This window comes from Xenorhabdus miraniensis, from assembly GCF_002632615.1.
Map to the genome: position 1 here is coordinate 194348 of NZ_NITZ01000006.1, position 21519 is coordinate 215866.

The 21519-nt window shown below is 41.4% G+C and carries 18 protein-coding genes; 17 read left to right on the plus strand and 1 reads right to left on the minus strand.

The features are described 5' to 3' along the window. The first annotated feature begins 40 nt into the window (after positions 1-40). The 17 genes from Xmir_RS08265 to Xmir_RS08345 all read left to right on the plus strand — a co-directional run bounded on the left by Xmir_RS08265 (position 41) and on the right by Xmir_RS08345 (position 20368). Positions 41-1243, plus strand: coding sequence for a phage tail sheath family protein (locus Xmir_RS08265; RefSeq protein ID WP_167385956.1), 1203 nt, complete (start codon positions 41-43; stop codon positions 1241-1243). Between the two features lie 15 nt (positions 1244-1258). Next, complete coding sequence (locus Xmir_RS08270; protein WP_099113913.1) at positions 1259-1717, plus strand: phage tail protein; 459 nt, start codon at positions 1259-1261, stop codon at positions 1715-1717. Beyond that, a complete protein-coding gene (locus Xmir_RS08275; protein WP_099113914.1) occupies positions 1714-1926 on the plus strand; it encodes a DUF5908 family protein in 213 nt (70 codons plus the stop codon). The genes Xmir_RS08270 and Xmir_RS08275 overlap by 4 nt, the downstream gene beginning before the upstream one ends. After that, positions 1923-2612: a CIS tube protein gene (locus tag Xmir_RS08280; RefSeq protein ID WP_099113915.1), complete on the plus strand. Its 690-nt coding sequence runs from the start codon at positions 1923-1925 to the stop codon at positions 2610-2612. Before Xmir_RS08275 ends, Xmir_RS08280 begins: the two co-directional genes overlap by 4 nt. Then, positions 2609-4294, plus strand: a complete 1686-nt coding sequence (locus Xmir_RS08285) for a phage baseplate assembly protein V (protein WP_099113916.1) — start codon at positions 2609-2611, stop codon at positions 4292-4294. Before Xmir_RS08280 ends, Xmir_RS08285 begins: the two co-directional genes overlap by 4 nt. 10 nt (positions 4295-4304) lie before the next feature. Beyond that, a complete protein-coding gene (locus Xmir_RS08290; RefSeq protein WP_099113917.1) occupies positions 4305-4727 on the plus strand; it encodes a GPW/gp25 family protein in 423 nt (140 codons plus the stop codon). After that, positions 4724-5149, plus strand: coding sequence for a hypothetical protein (locus Xmir_RS08295; RefSeq protein ID WP_099113918.1), 426 nt, complete (start codon positions 4724-4726; stop codon positions 5147-5149). The genes Xmir_RS08290 and Xmir_RS08295 overlap by 4 nt, the downstream gene beginning before the upstream one ends. 94 nt (positions 5150-5243) lie before the next feature. Next, on the plus strand, positions 5244-7430 hold the full coding sequence (locus Xmir_RS08300; protein WP_099113919.1) for a baseplate J/gp47 family protein: 2187 nt from the start codon (positions 5244-5246) through the stop codon (positions 7428-7430). Then, the gene (locus tag Xmir_RS08305; protein ID WP_099113920.1) at positions 7423-10314 is read left to right on the plus strand and encodes a hypothetical protein; all 2892 of its coding nucleotides are present in this window, start codon (positions 7423-7425) and stop codon (positions 10312-10314) included. The genes Xmir_RS08300 and Xmir_RS08305 overlap by 8 nt, the downstream gene beginning before the upstream one ends. 57 nt (positions 10315-10371) lie before the next feature. Then, positions 10372-11568, plus strand: coding sequence for a tail fiber protein (locus Xmir_RS08310; RefSeq protein WP_099113921.1), 1197 nt, complete (start codon positions 10372-10374; stop codon positions 11566-11568). 96 nt (positions 11569-11664) lie between these two features. Then, on the plus strand, positions 11665-13362 hold the full coding sequence (locus Xmir_RS08315; protein WP_099113922.1) for a contractile injection system tape measure protein: 1698 nt from the start codon (positions 11665-11667) through the stop codon (positions 13360-13362). Positions 13363-13398: 36 nt separating this feature from the next. Continuing rightward, positions 13399-15486, plus strand: a complete 2088-nt coding sequence (locus tag Xmir_RS08320) for an ATP-binding protein (protein ID WP_099113923.1) — start codon at positions 13399-13401, stop codon at positions 15484-15486. Positions 15487-15570: 84 nt separating this feature from the next. Next, complete coding sequence (locus tag Xmir_RS08325) at positions 15571-16476, plus strand: Pvc16 family protein (protein WP_099113924.1); 906 nt, start codon at positions 15571-15573, stop codon at positions 16474-16476. A 517-nt stretch (positions 16477-16993) separates the two neighbouring features. Continuing rightward, positions 16994-17302: a helix-turn-helix domain-containing protein gene (locus Xmir_RS08330; RefSeq protein ID WP_099113925.1), complete on the plus strand. Its 309-nt coding sequence runs from the start codon at positions 16994-16996 to the stop codon at positions 17300-17302. Positions 17303-17395: 93 nt separating this feature from the next. Then, positions 17396-18334: a hypothetical protein gene (locus tag Xmir_RS08335; protein WP_099113926.1), complete on the plus strand. Its 939-nt coding sequence runs from the start codon at positions 17396-17398 to the stop codon at positions 18332-18334. A 52-nt stretch (positions 18335-18386) separates the two neighbouring features. Beyond that, entirely contained in the window at positions 18387-19286 is a 900-nt protein-coding gene (locus Xmir_RS08340; protein ID WP_099113927.1) for a YwqJ-related putative deaminase, read from the plus strand. Positions 19287-19537: 251 nt separating this feature from the next. Beyond that, positions 19538-20368, plus strand: a complete 831-nt coding sequence (locus tag Xmir_RS08345) for a hypothetical protein (protein ID WP_099113928.1) — start codon at positions 19538-19540, stop codon at positions 20366-20368. A gap of 57 nt (positions 20369-20425) precedes the next feature. On the opposite strand, the gene Xmir_RS08350 is transcribed toward Xmir_RS08345, so the two are convergent. Next, positions 20426-21193, minus strand: coding sequence for an SDR family oxidoreductase (locus Xmir_RS08350; RefSeq protein ID WP_244170897.1), 768 nt, complete (start codon positions 21191-21193; stop codon positions 20426-20428). Positions 21194-21519 lie beyond the last annotated feature (326 nt).

Here is a 21519-nt window from a genome sequence, read left to right on the forward strand (position 1 = left end):
GATTAACAGTGCCTATCTCACCAAAATAAAGGAGATGATGATGGAAAGAATTCAACCGGGTGTCACCTTAACAGAACATATCACCGCTATGGGCCAGCAAGAGATAGCCAGCGCAGTGCCCGTATTTATTGGCTATACCATCAAACAGCAAACAGAAACCGCGGTTCCTATCAACAATCTGGCGGAATATACCCGGCTATTTGGCGACCATCATTTGATGGCATTGGCAATCAGGCACTATTTCGATAATGGCGGGCAACAGGCTTTTGTTTTACCACTGCAAGGCAATATGCCCTCAGCAAGTATCACCCAAGCGGAAGCCGAAACGCTGATGGCAAAATTAAGCTCTGATGCAGTGAAAGAAGCCATTAGTGGGGAAACACAGATTACCCTGATTTTGGCACCGGATATTGCCCGACTGAATGACAGTGTCATCGATGATCAACACACCTTAGTCAATTTATGGTCTGAAAGCTGGGAGACATTACTGCAACTGAGCCAGCTCCGTCCTAATCTCTTTGTACTGCTGGATGCACCAGATGAAGTTGAACAGGCTCAGCAATGTTTGAAGGATCTCTCATCAAAATATCGCCAATGGGGAGCGGCCTATTGGCCCCGTCTAGAAACCACTTATCAGGATGTATCCAGCAAAAAAGATATCGTGCTCTCCCCCACTGCCGCCATCGCAGCAGTCATCCAGCGCACAGATAGCGAAATCGGGATGTGGAAAGCGCCAGCCAATATTGCCCTGTCTCAGGTTATCCGGCCGGTTAAGTCGTATCTTCAAGGAAGTGCATTGTTTAACACCAATGGGACTTCCCTCAATGTGATCCGCACTTTCCCCGGCAAAGGCATACGCGTATGGGGATGCCGCACGCTGGAAGACACAGATGATACATCATGGCGTTACCTGCAAACGCGACGCTTGGTTTCTTATGTCACCGTTCATTTGGCGCAATTGGCGCGTATGTACCTCTTTGAACCTAATAACGAACTGACGTGGATGAAATGCAAGGGACAAAGTTACAACTGGCTGCGACAGCTCTGGTTACAGGGTGGCTTGTACGGCTCACGGGAAGATGAAGCGTTTACTGTGCTGTTAGGGGTAAATGAAACGATGACCGAAGAGGATATCCGTGCCGGGAAAATGATCATGAAAGTCGCCTTGGCCGTATTGTCTCCCGCTGAGTTTATCGAGATCAGTTTGGTATTTGATACCCAAACGGGAACGCTTCTGTCTTAAAAAGGAAAGAGCACAATGAACGATTATTATACTCCCGTGGTCTCCCACCGTTTTATGGCGAGTTTTATTTTTAATGGCATTCCTAATCCACTGGATATCCGTTTTCAGCGCATTTCCGGCCTAAGCCGGGAACTTCAGGTCACCCAGCACAGTCAAGGCGGTGAAAATGCCCGCAATAACTATCTGGCTGAAAAGATCCAACACGGCACATTAACGCTGGAGCGCGGCGTAATGACGGTTTCTCCTTTGACCTTAATGTTTGACCGTGTATTGCGTGGAGAAAAAATCGCCTATGCGGATGTGGTGATTATGCTGTTAAACGAAAACTCACTGCCCTTGTCCAGTTGGACACTGAGCAATGCCTTACTGGTACGCTGGCAAACCAGCGACTTTGATGCGAACAGTAACGCCATTTTGGTGAATACCCTTGAACTGCGCTATCAGGATATGTGCTGGCTGGGAGTCAAAGTATGACCGTCGAAATCAGAGAATTAATCATTCAGGCAAAAGTGGTTTCACCAACATCAGTTTCACAAACACTAGTTTCACCAACACAAACGACCGGCTCAGATCAGCAAGGCCATTCTTTGATTCAGGAAAGTCTGGATGAGGCTATTTGGGTTGAGAAAATTAAACGCGAAGTGCTGGCGGCATTACGCGATGAGGAAGGGTGGCGTCCATGAGTTTGATTGAACGTGGTTTAGCAAAGCTGACCATTAATGCCTATAAAGACAGGGAAGGAAAAATACGGGCAGGCACTGTTCAGGCCATGTATAACCCTGATTCCCTGCAACTGGATTACCAAACGGATTACCAACAATCCCAAGCTATTAATAGCGAAAAACAAAGCAGCATTTATGTACAGGCCAAGCCGGCTGGGTTATCCCTTGAGTTGATTTTTGATGCCACAATGCCGGGCAACAAAACCCCCATTGAAGCTCAGCTCATGCAACTCAAACAATTGTGCAGCGTGGATGCCACCAGTAATGAAACGCGATTCCTGCAAATTAAATGGGGAAAAATGCGTTGGGAAAGCCGCGGCTATTTTGCCGGCAGAACGAAAGGCCTGTCTGTGAATTACACCTTGTTTGATCGTGATGCCACGCCTTTGCGGGCGCGGGTCATTCTGACATTGGTAGCAGATGAAAGTCTGGTCTTGCAGGAGACAGAGCAAAACCTGAAATCCCCGGCAAAAATTGCATTACGGGTACAGGATGGTGTTTCACTGGCCCTGATGGCGGCCAGCACAGCATCAACGCTGTCTGGTGGCGTCGATTACCTGACGCTGGCCTGGCAAAACGGGCTGGATAATCTCAACGGATTTGTACCGGGTGAAATATTGCAGGCCACCCGAGGAGACAACTCATGAGCCGCCAACTGAAAATCATTGCAGATGGTAAAGCGCTGTCCCTGTTGGCCGCTGTCGATGTGGACACCTATTACCGCGTTAACAGTATTCCTTCTGCGACGCTGAAACTCAGCCTGCCAGACAGGCCACTTTCCTCATTCAGCCAAACAGATGTACAGGCTGAACTGGCCCATTGTCAGGCAGGAAAAACCCTGCGTCTGGAATTGACCGATGACGGCAAAAAATCAGTGCTGTTTAACGGCCTGATTACCCGTAATTCATTGAAGATCAAAAACAAGCAATTATTGCTCACCTTGGTCGTCAAGCATCGGTTGCAATTGATGGCAGATACTCAGCATTCACAACTGTTTAAGGCCAGTAACGAAAAAACCATCTTAAATACCTTGTTGAATCAAGCCGGTATCAAGGCTCGCTTTGAACGGATAGCCGCATTAGATCAAAAACATGAGCAGATGGTGCAGTTTCGCTGTTCAGACTGGCGTTTTTTGTTGTGTCGGCTATCAGCAACTGGCATATGGCTGTTACCCACGACAGAAGGCGTTCACCTTGTCCAGCCTGACGCCCTGAAATCCAACCCAACCCATACTCTGAAAAGCCGTGGGGACGAGAAAAAAGATATCATCGTCAAAGATGCCAGTTGGCAGTTTGATAACCATCTTAATCCTGCCTCGCTGGAAGTCAGTGGCTGGGATATCAGTAAGCAGCAGGAATTATCCGGCGGTCGCTACGGCAGTGTTGCCGTGGGCAAAGCCGCCCTCTCCCCTGACAGACTGGCATCTTTAAATAAAACGAGTTGGGACATTCGCTACAGCAGCCCGTTAACCACCCAAGAGAGTGGCTATCTGGCACAAGGGCTATTGCTGAATCAGCGCATCTCTGGTGTCACAGGTGAGTTCCTGCTTAAAGGTAATGGACGTTATCAGTTAGGGGACAACATTCAACTGACGGGATTCGCTTCCCAATTGGATGGAACGGCAAGCATTACTGCGGTTCGCCATCGTTTTAACCGACGAATTGATTGGGAAACCACGTTGGGCATTGGTTTACAACAGGACTCCCTGCCAATGTTACCTGATGCCACCGAACTCCATATTGCAACAGTCGCGAAGTATCAGCAGGACAAAGCCGCCCTGAACCGCATTCCGATTATTCTGCCGGTATTGAATCGTCCGAATGAATTCTTGTGGGCCCGATTGGGGAAACCTTACGCCAGCCACGAAAGCGGTTTCTGTTTTTATCCAGAACCCGGTGACGAAGTGATTGTCGGCTTTTTTGAAAATGACCCACGTTATCCGGTGATTCTGGGTGCCATGCACAACCCGAAAAATAAAGCGCCTTTGGAACCTACCCAAGATAATCAAGAAAAAGTTCTGGTGGTGAAAAAAGGAGAAACTCAACAACAAATCATGATTAATCGCAAAGAGAAAATCATTCAAATAAGTGCGGGAGAAAACCAAATAACGCTCCAGCAGGATAAAGATATTTCACTGTCAACGAAAAAAGAATTCACACTGAAAGCACAAACAATAAATGCCCAAATGGAGCAGGATATTTCTCTATCAGCGAAAAAAGATTTGACACTGAAAGCGCAGACAATGAATGCCGAAATGGATAAATCACTTAATATTTCTGGCAAGAACAGTGTTGAGATCAAAGGCAGCAAAATTAATCTTACCCAGTGAAAGGTGAACAATGGAAAACCAAATACTGACACAATTCTATGGTCGTGGCTGGGCTTTTCCTCCCGCCTTTTCCCTTGAAAAGGGGGTGGAAATGGCGGAAGGGGCGGAAGATGTACGCCAAAGTTTGCACATTCTGTTCAGCACTGAGCCGGGGGAACGCCTGATGCGTGAAAATTATGGCTGCGGATTACATGATTTTATGTTTGAAAATATCCGCAATGAACTGTTTGCTGAAATTGAATCCCATATTCATGACAGTGTATTACGCTATGAATCACGGGCAGATATTACCGATATCCAGGTTCGTCAGGCGCCAAATAATAAGAGTACCTTGCAAGTGCAGGTTATGTATCGCCTGCGGGGAAGTGATATCAATCAGCAAATTCAGGGAACACTGGCGCTGAGTGAAGGCCGGGGAATGGAGGTGGTATGAGTGAAGCCATTGTGGTAGATGGAGATGCTTTACTGTTTGATCCCAGCTTTGGAAATCGGCAGGTAACACCTTCCAGCCCAGCTAAAATCAGTGGCACAGGACATGCACAAGTGAGCGGAAAGAAAGTTTGCATTCTGGGGAATGAAAAACAGGTCAGGATTCCAGCCACCTATTTCACCGCAACACACGCTACGCCGGGAACAGGAACCATTACCATCAGTGCGTTGGATACCAGCCAGCAGGCACTTCAGTGTACCAGTGGAGCGGCTTTAATTATCAAGGGGCAGAAATTCACGGCGCTGTTTACGCCTGAATCACCCGCCATGAATAATACGGTGACTCCCCCTCAACCGGATGTGATGACACCTTCATCGGGAAAGGGGAGTTTTATTACCCAACAAAACTTTGCCACCGTAAATTAAGGTATTGGCTGAATTAAGCGGCATTAAATAGAAATTAAATGGTGTGAATAATCATTTATTCACAGAGTAATCACTGTGCCACACAGGTGATATTATGGAATTAACTGAGTTAAATAATAAATTGTCAAACTTGGTGCCGATGAGCGATTTTAAATTAGATAATCGCACCAGTTTGCAATTACTCCAATATATTGAGACGTACACCCAAATAATTCCCTTCAATCAGGAAAATAATCATTGGAATGATTTTTTCTTTATGGCGAATAATACGCCAGAAAAACTTGCCGAATTATATCAAGGGGAAATTGAAGCCAATGGGGAATTATTACCTCATCAGGCTTTTCTATTGGCAGTATTGCGATTATTGGAAACCCCAATATCTTTATTGAATACCTTACCAGCAGCTCATCGCGATCTCTATTATCGGGCGCTTTTGGGATTATCTCCTCATTCAGCCCAACCCGATCAAGTTGCTTTATCTGTAGAACTGAATACCACAGTCACAGAGCAATTGCTCACTAAAGGCACCTTATTTGAAGCCGGGCAAGATGAACAAGGAAATGCTTTGCAATATGCGCTGGACGCCAGTTTATTGGCGAACCGTGGTTATATCAGTGATTTGCGCTGGCTACGTAAAAAAGAAAACCAACAATGGGTTACCGCGACACCGTGGGATTCTCAGGCACAGTTATCATTGCCATCTGATGGAATACGGTTATTCAGTGAAACTGATTTAGATAAACCTGTACTGGGCGGACTGTTGATCACCTCTGCACAACTGGCAATGGAAGAAGGGACAAGAAAGATAACAGTTACCTTTGATAAAGACATGAGTAGCCAAAATCTGGTGGCTCAGATCAGCAGCGGTAATCAGTGGCTAACCTTGACACTCAAAGTGAATACAAAAGAAATCACACTAGAACTTTCAGATAAAGAACCAGCAATCAGTGCCCCGGAGGATTTGGATAATCTGGCTTTCAGCCAGCCAGTCCTCAGGCTACAGGGCAAAGACAGCCAGCCACTGCCTACGGTAACAGAGCTCAAGGTACAAGAAAAAACAGTAGATAAAGCCTCATACGAGACATATCACCTAACCCCCTTTGGTTATAGCCCTGAGATTGAGCCATTGGAAGAAGATCCCGCTTTATATCTTGGTATCACTGACGTCGAGCCGGGACAAACCTTATCGCTATATTGGAAATTAAAATCGCCACAGCAACCCGAAAACGTTTTCTGGTATTACCTGAAAGAAAAGAATCAATGGGCTGCATTGGATGCGTGGGTCAATGATAAAACCGAACATCTGTATCAAGATGGCACTTGGCAGGTTGTCCTGCCTGCGGATGCTGTCAATCAAGCAACACAGATGCCAACGGAGCGCTATTGGTTAAAGGCCGTCGTGGTTATCCCCACATACGCAGGCTCATGGGGGAAAACCCCTTGGTTATGCGGACTGATCTATAACGCCATAACAGCAACATTGGTCAATGCCAACAGCATCAGCAACAGCCATTTTTTGACACCTTTACCGACAGGCACTATTCAACGCCCAGTGGAACCTATCATGGTGGTGGCTTCAATCAACCAGCCTTGGCCATCATGGAATGGACGTGTAGCGGAATCCAACAGCGCCTTTTTTGAACGGGGAGCACAGCATCTTTCCCACCGTAACCGAGCCTTAACCTGGGGCAATATGGCGACACTGTTAAAAGAGCGTTATGTCAGCATCTTTGATGTTAAGTATCCCGGCAATGATGAACTTACCCGAGTACCTGCATTGGAGAAACAACAACTGACGATCATTCCGGCTAACCGATACAACGACAGCGATGATCCTTTGCGTCCGGTGCTGAATCCGGCACGCTTGCAAGAGATGGCTGACTGGTTAAAGCAAAAAGGTTCTCCCTGGGCTGAGATTAAGATCAAAAACCCAACATATGTTTGTGTGAAAATCAATTACAAGGTGATTTTTAAGCCTGACGTTAACGAAGATTTTGGTTATCGCCAGCTACGGCAGCAACTCAGTAAGACATATATGCCCTGGAGCGTCGATGAGCAGCGCCCCGTTATGCTGAATAACAGCATTAATTATTACCAGTTTCTGGCGACCATTCAGCAGCAACCGCTGGTTGAGCGGGTCACCTGTCTGACACTGCGTCGATCAGATGCAGCTAAAGGCAGTGATATCACTGCATCGGTGGAAGCCAAAGATAATGAGGTGCTTATTTTAGTCTGGGAGGCAGACGATATGCTGCAATGCCAAGGGGATAACCATGAATAATCAAGATGCACTGTTTCACAGCGTGAAAGACGATATTCACTTTGATACCTTGCTGGAGCAGGCTCATCAGGTGGTTGAGCAACAAGCAGGAAAACTTTGGAGTGACACGGCAGAACACGATCCCGGAATCACTTTTCTGGAAGGGCTCAGCTATGGCGTGTCAGATTTGGCTTACCGTCATACCCTTCCCTTAACAGACTTATTGACTCCTGCGCCCAATCAGCAGAAACAGCAAGACGGAATTTTTCCCGCTGAATTTGGCCCCCACAATACACTGACTTGTGGGCCAATCACCACCGATGATTATCGGAAGGCATTGTTGGATCTGCATAGCAGTGACTGGGCAGAAGAGGCATCAGAATCAGAACAGGATAAAGGGGATTTTCTGTTCCGTAACGTGCAACTGGTACGTGAACCGGAAACGCAACGCTATGCCTATTGGTATGATGCCACCAAAAGGGAATATAGCTTTGTCGAGCGTAAAGAGGCAAAAAAGTTTACGCTACGGGGAAATTACTGGCTCTATCTGGAACCAACCCGTCGTACACAGGAGAATCTGACGACTGCCGATCAACAACTGAAAGATTTTTTGACGCAGAACCGCAATATTGGTGAATCGGTCAGCCAGATTATCTGGTCAGAACCGGTTGATTTTCCGCTATTACTGGATATTGAACTGGATGACGATGTACAAGATATCGCGGGTATTTTTGCTGCCGTCTATAGCACAGCAGAACAGTATCTGATGCCTGAGGCACAGCGTTACCATACTGAAACGCTGCAAGATGCAGGAATGCGCAATGATGAAATCTTTGAAGGACCACAATTAAAACATGGCTGGATCCCTGAATTGCAGACAGCCCGTGATTATACCAAGCCGATCATCCTCAACCTTAGCCGGCTGGTTAATAAACTGCTTGAGATTAAGGGCATTCAGAATGTCAATCGCCTGCGTCTGGATGACAGCTTTGACAAGACTTTGATTGAACCGATTAAAGAGGATAGTTGGTCATGGTCAATTAAAGAAGGCTACTACCCTCGCCTGTGGGGTAAAGATCCGCTCCATCAATTGGCACAACACGATGGCCCACTGCGGGTGATCGCCAAAGGTGGGATCAGCGTCACAGTGAGTGAACAACAAATTCGGGACAGTTTACCCAATTCTCCCCTGATTCAGAATAAACCCGTGGTATTGGCTTATGGTCAGCATCGCAATGTGGGTCGTTACTATCCCGTCAGCAATACCTTGCCCGCGTGCTATGAGTTACAGCAGCCCTTATCTGAAAGTGAACATGCCCAACGTCTGCGGTCACTCCATCAGTTTATGCTGCCTTTTGAACAACTGTTAGCTTGCGGTTGTCAGCAAATTGCCATGCTGCCGAAATTATTGGCTTTTAAGCGTGAGGGATATGAAGTCTGGGGCGATCAATGGCCGTTTAAGCCGGATTCTGTCAATGATGACGCCCACCAAAATTATGCTTCGGCACTAAAGGAGCTACTAAAAGAGATTGCACTCGACAGCGATCACGAATTGGATATCGTCAATTATCTGCTCGGATACTTTGGCACCCAGCGAGCGCCGCGTACCTTTACCACCCCCATTGATGATTTTCGCGCCGTGCAACAAGGCTATCTGGCTCAACAACCGACATTAACTTATCACCGTGCCAATATTCGGATTGATCAAGTCTCGTCACTACAAAAGCGCATTGCTGCCCGCATGGGGTTAGGCAATGAGCTATTCAAACCGGAACCTGACCTGAGCCAACTGCCTTTTTATCTGGTGGAACACCGGGCATTGCTGCCCATCAAGCCCAACAGCCAGTTTGATAAAGAGCAACAGCCTGATTCAGTGACAGAAGAGAAAGACGCCCAAACGGGTCAACATTATGTGGTGATTAAGCAAGCCGGTATTGATGGCAAACTGACACAGGGGCAGGTGATCAATTTAGTTCTCTATGAAGGCGAACAGGGCAAGACCCGATTTACAGTACGTGGTCAAATGATAGTCAAAGCTGAGGGGGATCAGTTTTGGCTGGATGTGGGTAATAGCTCTCAACTGGAATACAATCTGGAACGAGTGATGGCAGCAGCCAAAGCAAAAAAATTGCGCTGGCAAAATAGCGTAGTCTGGATGGAAGATATGAATTACCGTCTGGCCTACGACAGCGATCAATCCCAAAATGACAGCCCATTGCCTGACAACCAGCGGCGCCTGACCCGCACAGCACAAACTCCTTTCCCGTCCCTGATTGCGGTAGGCAATGAAATTACCCTGACCAAGAATTTAGGGCTAGTCGGAGTAACACAGGAATATGCTGATGAATCAGAAAAACTGTATGCAAAAGTTGTCAGCTTTGATCGCATTAAGGGCACTTTGATTATTGAACGTCAGGGTAATTCGACATTGACGTTCCCTGCCCCAGAAGAAGCATGGCGGTATAGTTGGCATTTTTCCGGTGAGGAATATGAAAAAACAGATCGTTTCTCATTTGTTATTAGCGTAGTGGTAAACAGTGATTTAATTAAAGTACCTGGTGTTGATCCCTATAAATTAGAAGAGTGGGTTAAAGAAACAATTCTTACTGAATTCCCTGCTCATATTTCCATGATTATTCATTGGATGGATCGGGAACCCTTTTTAAATTTCGGCAATACTTATCAGCGTTGGCAGAATAATGGTACCCCATTAGGAGATGCCGCTTATTCTATTCTGGAAAACCTGACATTGGGTAAATTACCTTCTTCTCTAAAAGGCATAGGAACAATGCGGATTGCTACACCAAACCAAAGAGAGGAAGTTGTTGGTAAAAATAATGACCAATGGAATACCAATAAAATAATCCAGAACGAATTATTCTATGTTCCGAAAGAGAACGAATAAAAAAACAAGCAACTACCCATCACAATTTTATATTAAATCTATTTAATGGAGTTAACCATGAAAGAAGTTCGTTATTCTGCAAAAATAAAAGAGCAACAAACATTATCTAATGCAAAAGGTGTTGGCCCTAAAACCGATGAATTAAAAAATAAATTTAAAGAGGGAAGCATTCCTTTACAAATTGATTTCAATCAATTAATTGATATTGCCGATGTTGGGCGTAAAGCTTGTGGTCAGGCACCAGAACAAAATGGCCCCGGAGAAGGATTAAAACTGGACGATAGTGGTACGCTTAGTTTAAAAATAGGCACTCTTTCCAGTAAAGACTTTTCTCCATTAACATTAAAAGATGATGTTTTATCTGTAGATCTTGGTAGTGGTCTGACTAATGAAACCAATGGGATATGTGTCGGTCAGGGTAATGGTATTACAGTTAATACTAGCAATGTAGCTGTAAAACAAGGTAACGGAATTAGCGTTACTGGTAGTGGTGTTGCGGTTACAGCTAATGCTAGTAAGGGAATTAGCGTTGATAGTAGTGGTGTTGCAGTTAAAGTTTATGCTAATAATGGAATTAGCGTTGATGGTAATGGGGTTGCTGTTAAAGTTAATGGTAATAAGGGAATTAGCGTTGATAGTAGTGGTGTTGCAGTTAAAGTTAAAGCTAATGGTGGGATTAAAGTAGATGCTAATGGTGTTGCAATTGATCCTAATAAAGTATTGCCAGCAGGTATGATTGTGATGTTTTCTGGCAGGACCGCACCAGAGGGTTGGGCTTTTTGTGATGGTAGTAACAGTACGCCTGATTTAAGAAGCCGTTTTGTAATGTGCGGTGAAACTATTTCTGAAGCAGGGAAAAGTAGTAGTAAAGCCAGTGGGAGTGGTAGTACAAAAAGCTTCTCCAGAAATACAACATCAACTCAAGTTTCTGTCACTGTTAATGTACAAAACACGACATTAACAGCATCACAAATACCTAGTCATAAACATATTGGAGGTATGTCTTACTATAATTTTTATGGAATGAAATATAGTTATTCATCTGATACCCAAACCGACTATCAAATAAACAATAAACCTGGTAGTGTAATATGGTTGAATCCTTCAAACGGGAACAATTTTTATCCATATACATCAAACACAGGCGGAGGACAAGGACATAATCATCAGGCAACAGCATCCTCCTCCTCACATAATCATAATATTGATGTAGTTCCTCCTTATTACCTTTTGGCTTTTATTATGAAACTGTAGTTAAATTAGCTTGATTTATATTAATAGCAATGGGTTCCAATGAATATTCATTGCTATTTTTCATAATTTATTAATTTTATGAAATGAGATTAACCGATGTCTTTATCTGATTCTGTATCCGATCGCATTGTATACAAGACAGTTTTTGCCTTTGAAATCTCAGGTTATAATGGTGAAAAAATAATGGATAGATGCTCATTTGTTTTTAATAAAAAACTAAAGGGAATCATAACGGAAAATATTATTAGTTTATCATTAAATAGCAAGGGAAAATTATCTTTAGAAAAGGTAATAGTGGATTTGGGAAATATTGATCTTGATTTTCTTGAAACAGAAATTCCCAAAAAGCTGGCGACTGGATTAAGAAAAGCATTGAGTCAATATTATCACTCTTCTGAATATATTCCGTGGACAGAAAGGGTATCTTACCCGCAATCGATATGGAAAGAGGCATATCCACATATAGACAACATTAAGGGTGAAAAAAAACTATTAGAAGATATTTTAAACCAGCAATCTGCAATGGTTACCACCCACAACGCCTTTGCTGGAACACAATTGATAGAAAAAGTGGATTATTATTTACGTAAGGGGTATTGGTCATCTGAGGACAGAACAAATACTGTGTATATTTATAGTTATTTGTGGCAACAAATCAACCACCAGCCACAACAATGGCTACCTATGTTAGCTAAACACTGTTTACAACCTGCGGGGCTAAGCCGTTTAATTCAGATCTTCCAGCCAGACGTTCTTAATATGCTTTTCCAGTTATTTACTGAAACAACAAAATCTGAATTTTTTAATTCACAAGGACAGAAAACCACAGATACAAAAGTGACACCAGAAAAATTAAGTTTGGCGGCTAAATATTATCTTCAACGTCAGATTAAATATGCATATGACTCACAAAAAGCACTTGGATTACAAACTCAAAGTGAACTGACATCGGAGAAATATATTATTGAGAATAATTTTAATCCATTGAGGCAGGATAATGATAATAATGAAACCAATACGCTAACAGAAGATAGCAATCTATTAAAACAGATCCACAATAAACCTGATATGCAAATGGATGCAGTACCGCCATTTGCATTCCAACCCATGCAAACACACTATCAACCAGCAACTACACAACGGCATTATGGCCTGATAAAACAAGCCGCAGGAGAAAATCTACCAACTTTACACAACAGAGAGCAACACAAGGAATTACTGAAATCGGCTTTATCAGCATCAGCGCAAGTATCATCTATACAACCTGACAATAAAATTCAAGCCCCATCAGTACAGTCAGTTCTACCCATCAGCAATGCTGGTTGCATAATTTTATGGCCGCTGTTGCCAACATTTTTCCGTACCTTTGATTTATTGGATAAAAACCGATTTATCAGCCTCGAAGTGCAAAGAGAGGCCGTCTGTTTACTTGATTGGCTGATTTGGGCGGAAGAAGAAATACCCGCATGGCGGTTGACGCTCAATAAGGTGCTTTGTGGATTACCCATTCATGATAACGCGCTATGGCATACCCCAAATCCAGAACAGCAAATTACCATCAACCAATGGCTGGAAAAAACTATCGAACAACTTCCGGCGTTGAAAAAAATGGGAATCAACGATGTGCGCCACTTATTTTTGCAACGTTCCGGGGAATTAAGTGAGTTAAACGGCATGACAAATATCCATATTAAACCCGAAGTTTACGATGCACTAATAAGCGAATGGCCGTGGCCAATAAATATAGCGAGCCTTAGCTGGTTGAAACACCCCATCACCATAACGTGGTTATAACCACCGACCTAAATAGTTTAGTCTGAGTAAAAATTTATGAATACAGTGCCTGTTTTCTCTGATTTATTTCAGCAAAATAATGACTCTAATTTAGCGTTTTTATATAGCCAACTGGAACGCATCGATCTCGTTCTTCAATACCATGTTCATTGCATATCAGCTCAGAGAGGTGACCTCCTTGATGAGTTTCTGTTAAGTGAAGAAGATGTAATAGCCAGACTGGATAACCCAGTGGGTAAACCCCATTGGCTCAATGAGGATTGTCTGGCAATACCGCAGACAATCACTCCCGTGGCATCCCGGTTAACTGAATTGGTTGCACGTTTTGAACTGACTGATTTTGAAAGAGATGTGTTGCTGTTAGGTTTACTGCCTCATTTTGATAACCGCTACTATCAACTGATTGCGCTGATTCAGGGAGAACCACAATCCCGGTTTCCCTCTTTTGCACTGGCGCTGGAACTGTTTTGCCGCTCAGAGCTGGAGAAACAGGCACAACAAGCCAGCTTTCTACATCGGGCTCCCCTGATTGGCTGCCAGCTATTATCCATTGATAGCCGTCAGAAAACGTCATCCTGGATTCAGACACCTTTTATCACTGACAACAGCGTGTACCATTTTTTACTTGGGCACCACTATATTACGCCTGATTTGGAACATTGTTCTGAATGGTTAGTTCCCGCAGAAAATGGCTATTACCCAACCAAATTAAAACAATTGCTCAGTAACGCATTGTTATCTGACCATGATGATATTCGCCCCATTATTTTACTAAAGGGCATTATCGGCAGTGCCAGAACACATGCGGTTGCCAATATCATGGCGTCAGAAGAGCGGCAAACGCTAATGGTGGATATCGCCAAATTGGCTGACAATAATGATAAGGCCTTGCTTTCCCAAATAAAGCCTATTTTGCGGGAAATTCGTATGCGGGGTGCCTGCTTATTACTGCAAAACTTTTGCTTATTCGCCGAACAGAATCAACAGTTACTGGAACCTCTGTCAGCTTTATTGCATCAACCTGAATTAAGGATTATTTGTTTAATTGAACCCTCTTCCCCACTAGTCTGGTTGAAAAAATTATCGATATTATTGGTAGAAATGCCTGTTTTGACCTCAAAAGAAAAAGCCAATCTATTAACTGCTCAATTACCCAATCATTGTGCAAATAATATTGACGCAATAGCCTTAAGCCAGCGTTACACCTTTAATCCCGAAACCCTGCCATTGATTTTGCAGGAAGCTCTGCTTTACCAACAACAGAGAAATCCTTTGGATATTTTGCAACAATGCGATATCCATAAGGCACTCAACTTACGCGCCCAGCAAAATTTTAGGCAATTGGCGCAACGTATTACTCCTAAACGTTCATTAAAAGATTTATTGGTATCCGATGATATTACTCAACAGATACAAGAAATACTCACGTCAATTAAGTATCGTGAACAAGTTCTGGCGGAAGGTTTTAAAGATAAGATTGGTTATGGTACCGGTATCAGTGCCCTGTTTTATGGTGATTCCGGTACGGGGAAAACCATGGCGGCAGAAGTGATTGCCAATTGCATTGGCGTTGACTTAATCAAAGTGGATTTATCCACCGTCGTGAATAAGTACATCGGTGAAACCGAGAAAAACTTATCCCGTATCTTCTATTTGGCAGAACAGGATGCTGGTGTTTTATTTTTTGATGAGGCAGATGCTTTGTTTGGTAAACGCAGTGAAACCAAAGATGCGCAAGACAGACATGCCAATATTGAAGTCTCTTATCTATTGCAGCGACTAGAGAATTATCCGGGATTGGTGATTTTATCCACCAATAACCGCAGTCATTTGGACAATGCGTTTAATCGCCGTTTTACTTTTATTACTCGCTTTACTTATCCGGATGAAACTATCCGCAAGAAAATGTGGCAGGCAATCTGGCCTGAAAATATCAAAGTTGCTCAGGATGTAGATTTCGATAAATTAGCCCAACGAGCAAGCATAACAGGGGCAAATATTCGCAATATTGCTTTATTGTCTTCACTTTTTGCCGCAGAGAATAACCATAACGAAGTCAGTAATGAAGATATCGAAATAGCATTATCACGGGAGCTTGCTAAAGTGGGTCGATTAATTTTTTAAAATTCATAACAATAAAATTAGCCAAATATTAAATATATAGATGAATTAATGGTTATCACAATAATAAATTAAGAGGATTTTTTTATGTTAAAAATGCAAACCGTTATTGATGTCAATAAAGCAATGAAAGAGGTTCTGGAAAAATATCTTGATAACAAAGTTGCGATTCGTTTTGATTTGCCTGAATTGGATACTGTGCAATCTGATGCGATGGTTAGTGTCTTTCTTTATGATATCTATGAAGATTTGCAGCTTAGAACAACAGAATCCAGAGTGTTTAATGCCGCTTCTGGAAGGTTATTACCAGGCTGGGTCAATATTAAATGTAATTATCTGATTACCTATTGGGAATCGAGCAAACCCGCAATAGATGCCAGCAGCCCTGATAGCCAACCTGATAATCAGGCAATACAAGTTATGTCGCAAGTCTTGAATGCTTTGATTAATAACCGCCAATTGGCAGGAATTCCCGGCGCTTATACTCAGGTTGTACCACCGAAAGAAAGTTTAAATAGCTTAGGAAACTTTTGGCAATCACTGGGAAATCGCCCACGGCTTTCTTTAAATTACTCAGTGACAATACCGATTAGCCTCACCGATAAGCAGGATGAGGCGATTCCGGTAAGCACCATTTCTTCTACAGTGGAACAAATTGCATCACTCAGTCAGGAAAAGATTAGCCATGCTTTGCGAGAATTACTTATTATGGCACTACAGATACAACCTGTTGCAGAATCAGAAAGTGAAGAAAATATTAGGCTAGCGCTGAGCAAAGTTGAACTATTAACAACGAAAGAGGCTATGACTCCAGACAATTCAGCAGAAATTTCTATATCCCTGTCTGTATCAGGTATTACCCACCAAAAATATCTAGAGGACATCAATAAAATTTTTCATCGCTGGTTAAATGGTAACAAATTTGTTACCACGGTCGATGATTATGGAATCAGGATTAAGGATATAGAAAAAAACCATCTTTTCGGCATTTAATTTATTATTGTTTACATAATTCATTAAATAAAATTTTATTTTAACTGTTGTACTATTATGTTTAGTTTAAGACATAAGAAAAAATGGAAAATCAATTCTGTTTTCCTACTCAAGATTCAGTCAATGGTAGTCAGGAAATAACTTCAAGAATAAAAAAGAAATTAGCCAAGCAAGAATAATTTACTTTTTTAACATAATGATATCGTTCATCAGCCAAACCCGGCCTAATGACATAAATTAACCTTATTAATAATAAGGTTAATTTATCATATATCTTAAACATTCCATTGTTTTTCAATAAGGTTTATTTATTTTAAAATAATATTTATGAATGCACTGACTTGTATATTAAATTGTTGACAAATCATAATGTGCATATATGATTATTGCATAATTAATGATTTTCACTGTGATGAATAATTCATCAAATCATGTCATTAAAATAACAATGTAACTAATTTATTAATAATTTTATAACACCAGGAACAAACCCTATTGCATTTAAAAAGGAGTTGAGGTGTTTATTTCAAAAGACTTAGCAAATTTTATTGTTGTAGCCAAAAACAAATCAATAAATAAGGCAACAAAGGAGCTTTTTATCACACAGTCTCCAATTAGCCGAAGCTTAAAAAAACTGGAGTTCTCATTAGGTGTAAAACTTTTTGTCAGAAAAAACCAAGGATTAGTTTTAACAGAAGAAGGAGAGTGTCTATATAATAAAGTGTTATCAATTTATGAACAACTTAAAAATATCGAAAATGATTACAAAAATCATAAACAACCCTATTATGACATTTATAAAAAACAACATAATGACTTAACATAAAAAATAATCAGATAGATAAAAAGTCTTTCAAATAACCATTGAATCATATTCAATAAATTTCAATATAAACACAAATTAAAAAGTAAATTTAATATGCCTAACTATCTTAGAGAAGCAGAAAAAAATACTTCTGCACAAAAACATTCTACCGATAGCAACCTGGATAGCTTTACACCGGGAAATGATTCCATTACTTTAGATCAGATTCGAAATTATAAATTTTGGAAAGAAAACATTTCTCAATATTACAAATTTATGGTTGTTACCAAGGAGCATTTAAAGAGATTAGATCTCACTTTAAAATCAATGGATTCCGCTGAGTCTTCAAAAATTAACCTGGCAAAAAATATAGGAACCACTGCACTAGGATCTATATTAAGCACAGCGGGAACGGCTGCCAGTGGTGCTATTGGGGGAGCAATAGGAACCGCCATAGCTGGTCCAGTAGGAACTATTGTTGGTACAGGGATAGGTATGGCATCAAGTACCGGATTAAATTATCTTAGCAAGAAAGCTGTCGGAAAATTAAATGATCAGCTTGGAATTGTACATCCTTATCCTAAAACAAGAAATATGATATTAGATATCAATAATTATGATAAGAACTTGATAACTAAAACAATTAAAACTGAAACTAACAAAGATAATTTGAAAGTCACCGCAGCTAACCTGTTAACATCACAACTTGTGGGTAAATTATCTCCGGTTAAAATCCCCGTATATCAACTTGCTGATTTGGCTGTATCACATCATAAAGCATCAGGAAAACTCAGAAAGGACAAGGCTGAACATATATTAGATTTCACTAAAAAAATTAATGAAGTGTTAGATGAAAGTCATTCTGATGCAGTCAAATTTATGCGTAGAGCATATGGCGATCATAAAATGAGCCTTACTGGATTTTCCTCTAGAATAAAGAGAGAAAAATTAACTTTAGACACTATGGTGAGAACAAAAAATAAAATAGAAATAAGAATCAACAGCATTAATAGACAAGTATTAAAACTTTCATCAGAAAATAAAGGCGAATAATTAATTCATAGTAAACATCAACTAATCTTACTTAATAATTCAGAGGTAACAAATGACCTACAGTTATGACAACAAGATGATTTATAAAAAAAAGTCCGGACAAAATAAGACCCTGGAGGCTTTGCATCTCGATACACCAGATACAGAAGAAGTTTCTGCTGCTTATCAGCATCAATTAGCTTCTACCATGGAGAAATTTAAAAGTAAAACGGACTCAATTCTTGAAGAATCTGAACGCCCTACTCCCGCTAAGAAAAAACCAACAGAGATAAAAAAATATACCAAAAAAGCATTACAAAATTTTGCTGCCCATGCTGGCTACTTGCATAACAAAACTTATCAAGATGAGTTTGTTAACTTTAAGGATAATAATAAAAACCTGGCGCCCGGAAAATTATTCCCTGGTGTGGAATTAGTTTTTCCAACTCCCATTGAAATAAACAGACCGATAGGGCCATGGAGAAATAAACATTCCTATGTTATTGAAGATGGGTTTAGAAATAACATGGCAATTGAATATCGGGTAACAAATACTTCCGCCTTTATCGAAGGATTACAGGATATGTATAAAAAAAATGGGCAAACATTACATCCGATGACACAACTTCTGGTTGAAGAGCATATCTCACATAACAAGAACATGTTACCAACGATGGCGGGTATTGCCGGGCTTCATGCCGAAGTACAAGCGTTGAACCAGGTATTTATGGAAGCAGGTAAACCTTCCGATCCCCTCAATCCGGCTCGTTATGCCAAAGCAATGCTTCAATCATCCATTTTCACCAAACGGCTGACCACAAAGAAGGCCGGGCAAGATTTCCCTGCTTGCCATAACTGCTCAGGTATTATTCAATCACCGGCCAATGTGATTACAGGAACGGTTGACAGTGCAGGTAGTAACTTTTCTGCTCAGGTTGCAAAACGCCATCGTTCCCAGTCACTGAGTCAATAAATAACTCTCTTTGTGAACTTGAACAAAGTTTCATAGAAAGCTTTATTTTGCAGCCTAATCATAGAATTAATTACAATCATTATTGCCAATTTATTTTTACTACCGATTATTAACAAATAATCACTTAAGCCACGCATTACCCATATAAATCGCCATATCCTCATTGAGTATGGAAAGATGTAAAAAGATTGAAGCCTTATAAGAACCAGAAAAATAACAGATCATTCCCATTGAAATATTAAGGAATAGTTATGCCAACATATGACACTAAAGAAAAAAGAAAATATTCAAAAAATCCTTCACGTAATACTTCGCCTAATAATCAACTTATTGCTCAAAGTCTGGAACCTACCTCACAGCAAGAAACAGCAACACCGTTTCTCATCAATGAATTTAAACAAGGTGATATTCTATATGGTCTAAATACACCAAGGGATAGTGCTTTATCAAAGCTAGACAAAATGGGATTTAAACGTAAAGGCCCAGCGCCAGATTATTCAAAAACATTATTTTCCAAATTCGGTCAACTTCTTGGAAAAAAGAAAAAAATAAAAACCAATATACTGATACAAAATGACATAACCAATGCTGTCTGGAACCCCAGTAAACCAACAGAATATGCTGACGATAAAAGTATTAAAAAAGAGTTACATGATTATAATCGTGCGATGGGATTTAGGGAGTTTCTATCTGCACACCCTAAATACAATGTTAAAAATGATGAAGCACTTATAACAGCATTAATGAGCAATCCGTCACAAAGCGCAGCAGTACCGCTTTGGAAAAAAACAAGTAAAGCTGGATTGGAATATCAGTTAATGCACAGAAAATCACCAGTTCATTTTTTAGCTGATATTATTGGAGATGATATTGATACCGTGATATCAAAAAAGGATCATGGTGCAAGTATAACTTCCAGTGAATTACGTTGGCTATATCGCCATAAAGATATCGAAGAAGTTAAGCAGAATTTAAAATTTTGGCGAGATGGGAAAGCAGTCCCTCACAGTGAAGTGTTTGCTGATGAAAAGTGGAATAGTTATCACCCTAAAAACAGGTATCCCAAAATCGCTAATCAATAAATAAGTGAGTATTACTGGATAGCTGGCTAACTCAAAAAGAACTTAGCCAGCTTTACACTATTCAAAATCCTTAAAAGTCGGTCCCTGAAAGTAAACGGCTTTAATGTGGCAACTGCGGGGTTGGGTGATCACAAACCGTAGCGTTTCCCATACGGAACGGCCGTTCAGCATTTTCTCTCCCATGGTTTTATGGTCATCCAATACTTCATCAAAGCCATTAAGTTCAAAGTCTGGTGGATAAAGCCCCGTCACGCGAATATTTTCTTTGCTTAAGTGATGGGCTAAATTCTGGCTAAAGCCACTCATGGCATGTTTGGCGGCAAAAAATGCAGGATGAGCAACGGATTCGGTAAATTGAGGAATACCACACACCGATACCATAGCAACGATATCTGCACCTTGTGACTGACGCAAACTCGGCAATAATGCTTTGGTCAGCAGGATAGAACCCGTTATACCGGAATTCACAGTGCTAACGATATCAGCATCGCTGTCCCCTTCTCCCAAATGCCCTTCCAGCCATTGGGCGGCACTTAAAATCAGGATATCGATAGGTTGCTTGTCTTGCAGTAACTGACTGGCAAAGTCGCGAACAGAGTCGGCATCACTCAAATCACACTGATAACCCCTGGCAGTACCACCTTCACGACGAATAATCTCACAGGTTGCTTCCGCGCTGGCTAATTGGCGGGCACAGAGATCAACATACACCCCTTCACGCGCTAACCAAACAGAAACTGCTTGCCCAAAATCGCGGCCACCGCCTGTGATTACAACTCGTTTACCTTTTAGCTTACTTGTTCCGCTGGCTTCATTAAACATCATGTGGCTATCCTTATATCAGTTATAAAGCGGGATGAGGAACCATCAGATTTATTGGTAATTCACTGTTTAGAAAGCCAACCTTACTTGAGAATTTCCACCAGCGCCCTACTATTTTGTGCTATTTTTGTGCTACCTGAAAAAACTTTAATCACATTTAATACGAACTTTTTCCTGAACATATTTGTCATATTTTATTTCACGACTAAATCAGAGAGCATTCTGAAGATCGGAAACGTTGACATCTGCTAAACTTCAGGCAGCAGATAACGTAAATCGTGTGCTGGATTACTGTAGTTTTTAACACCATAAAACCACAACCATCACCT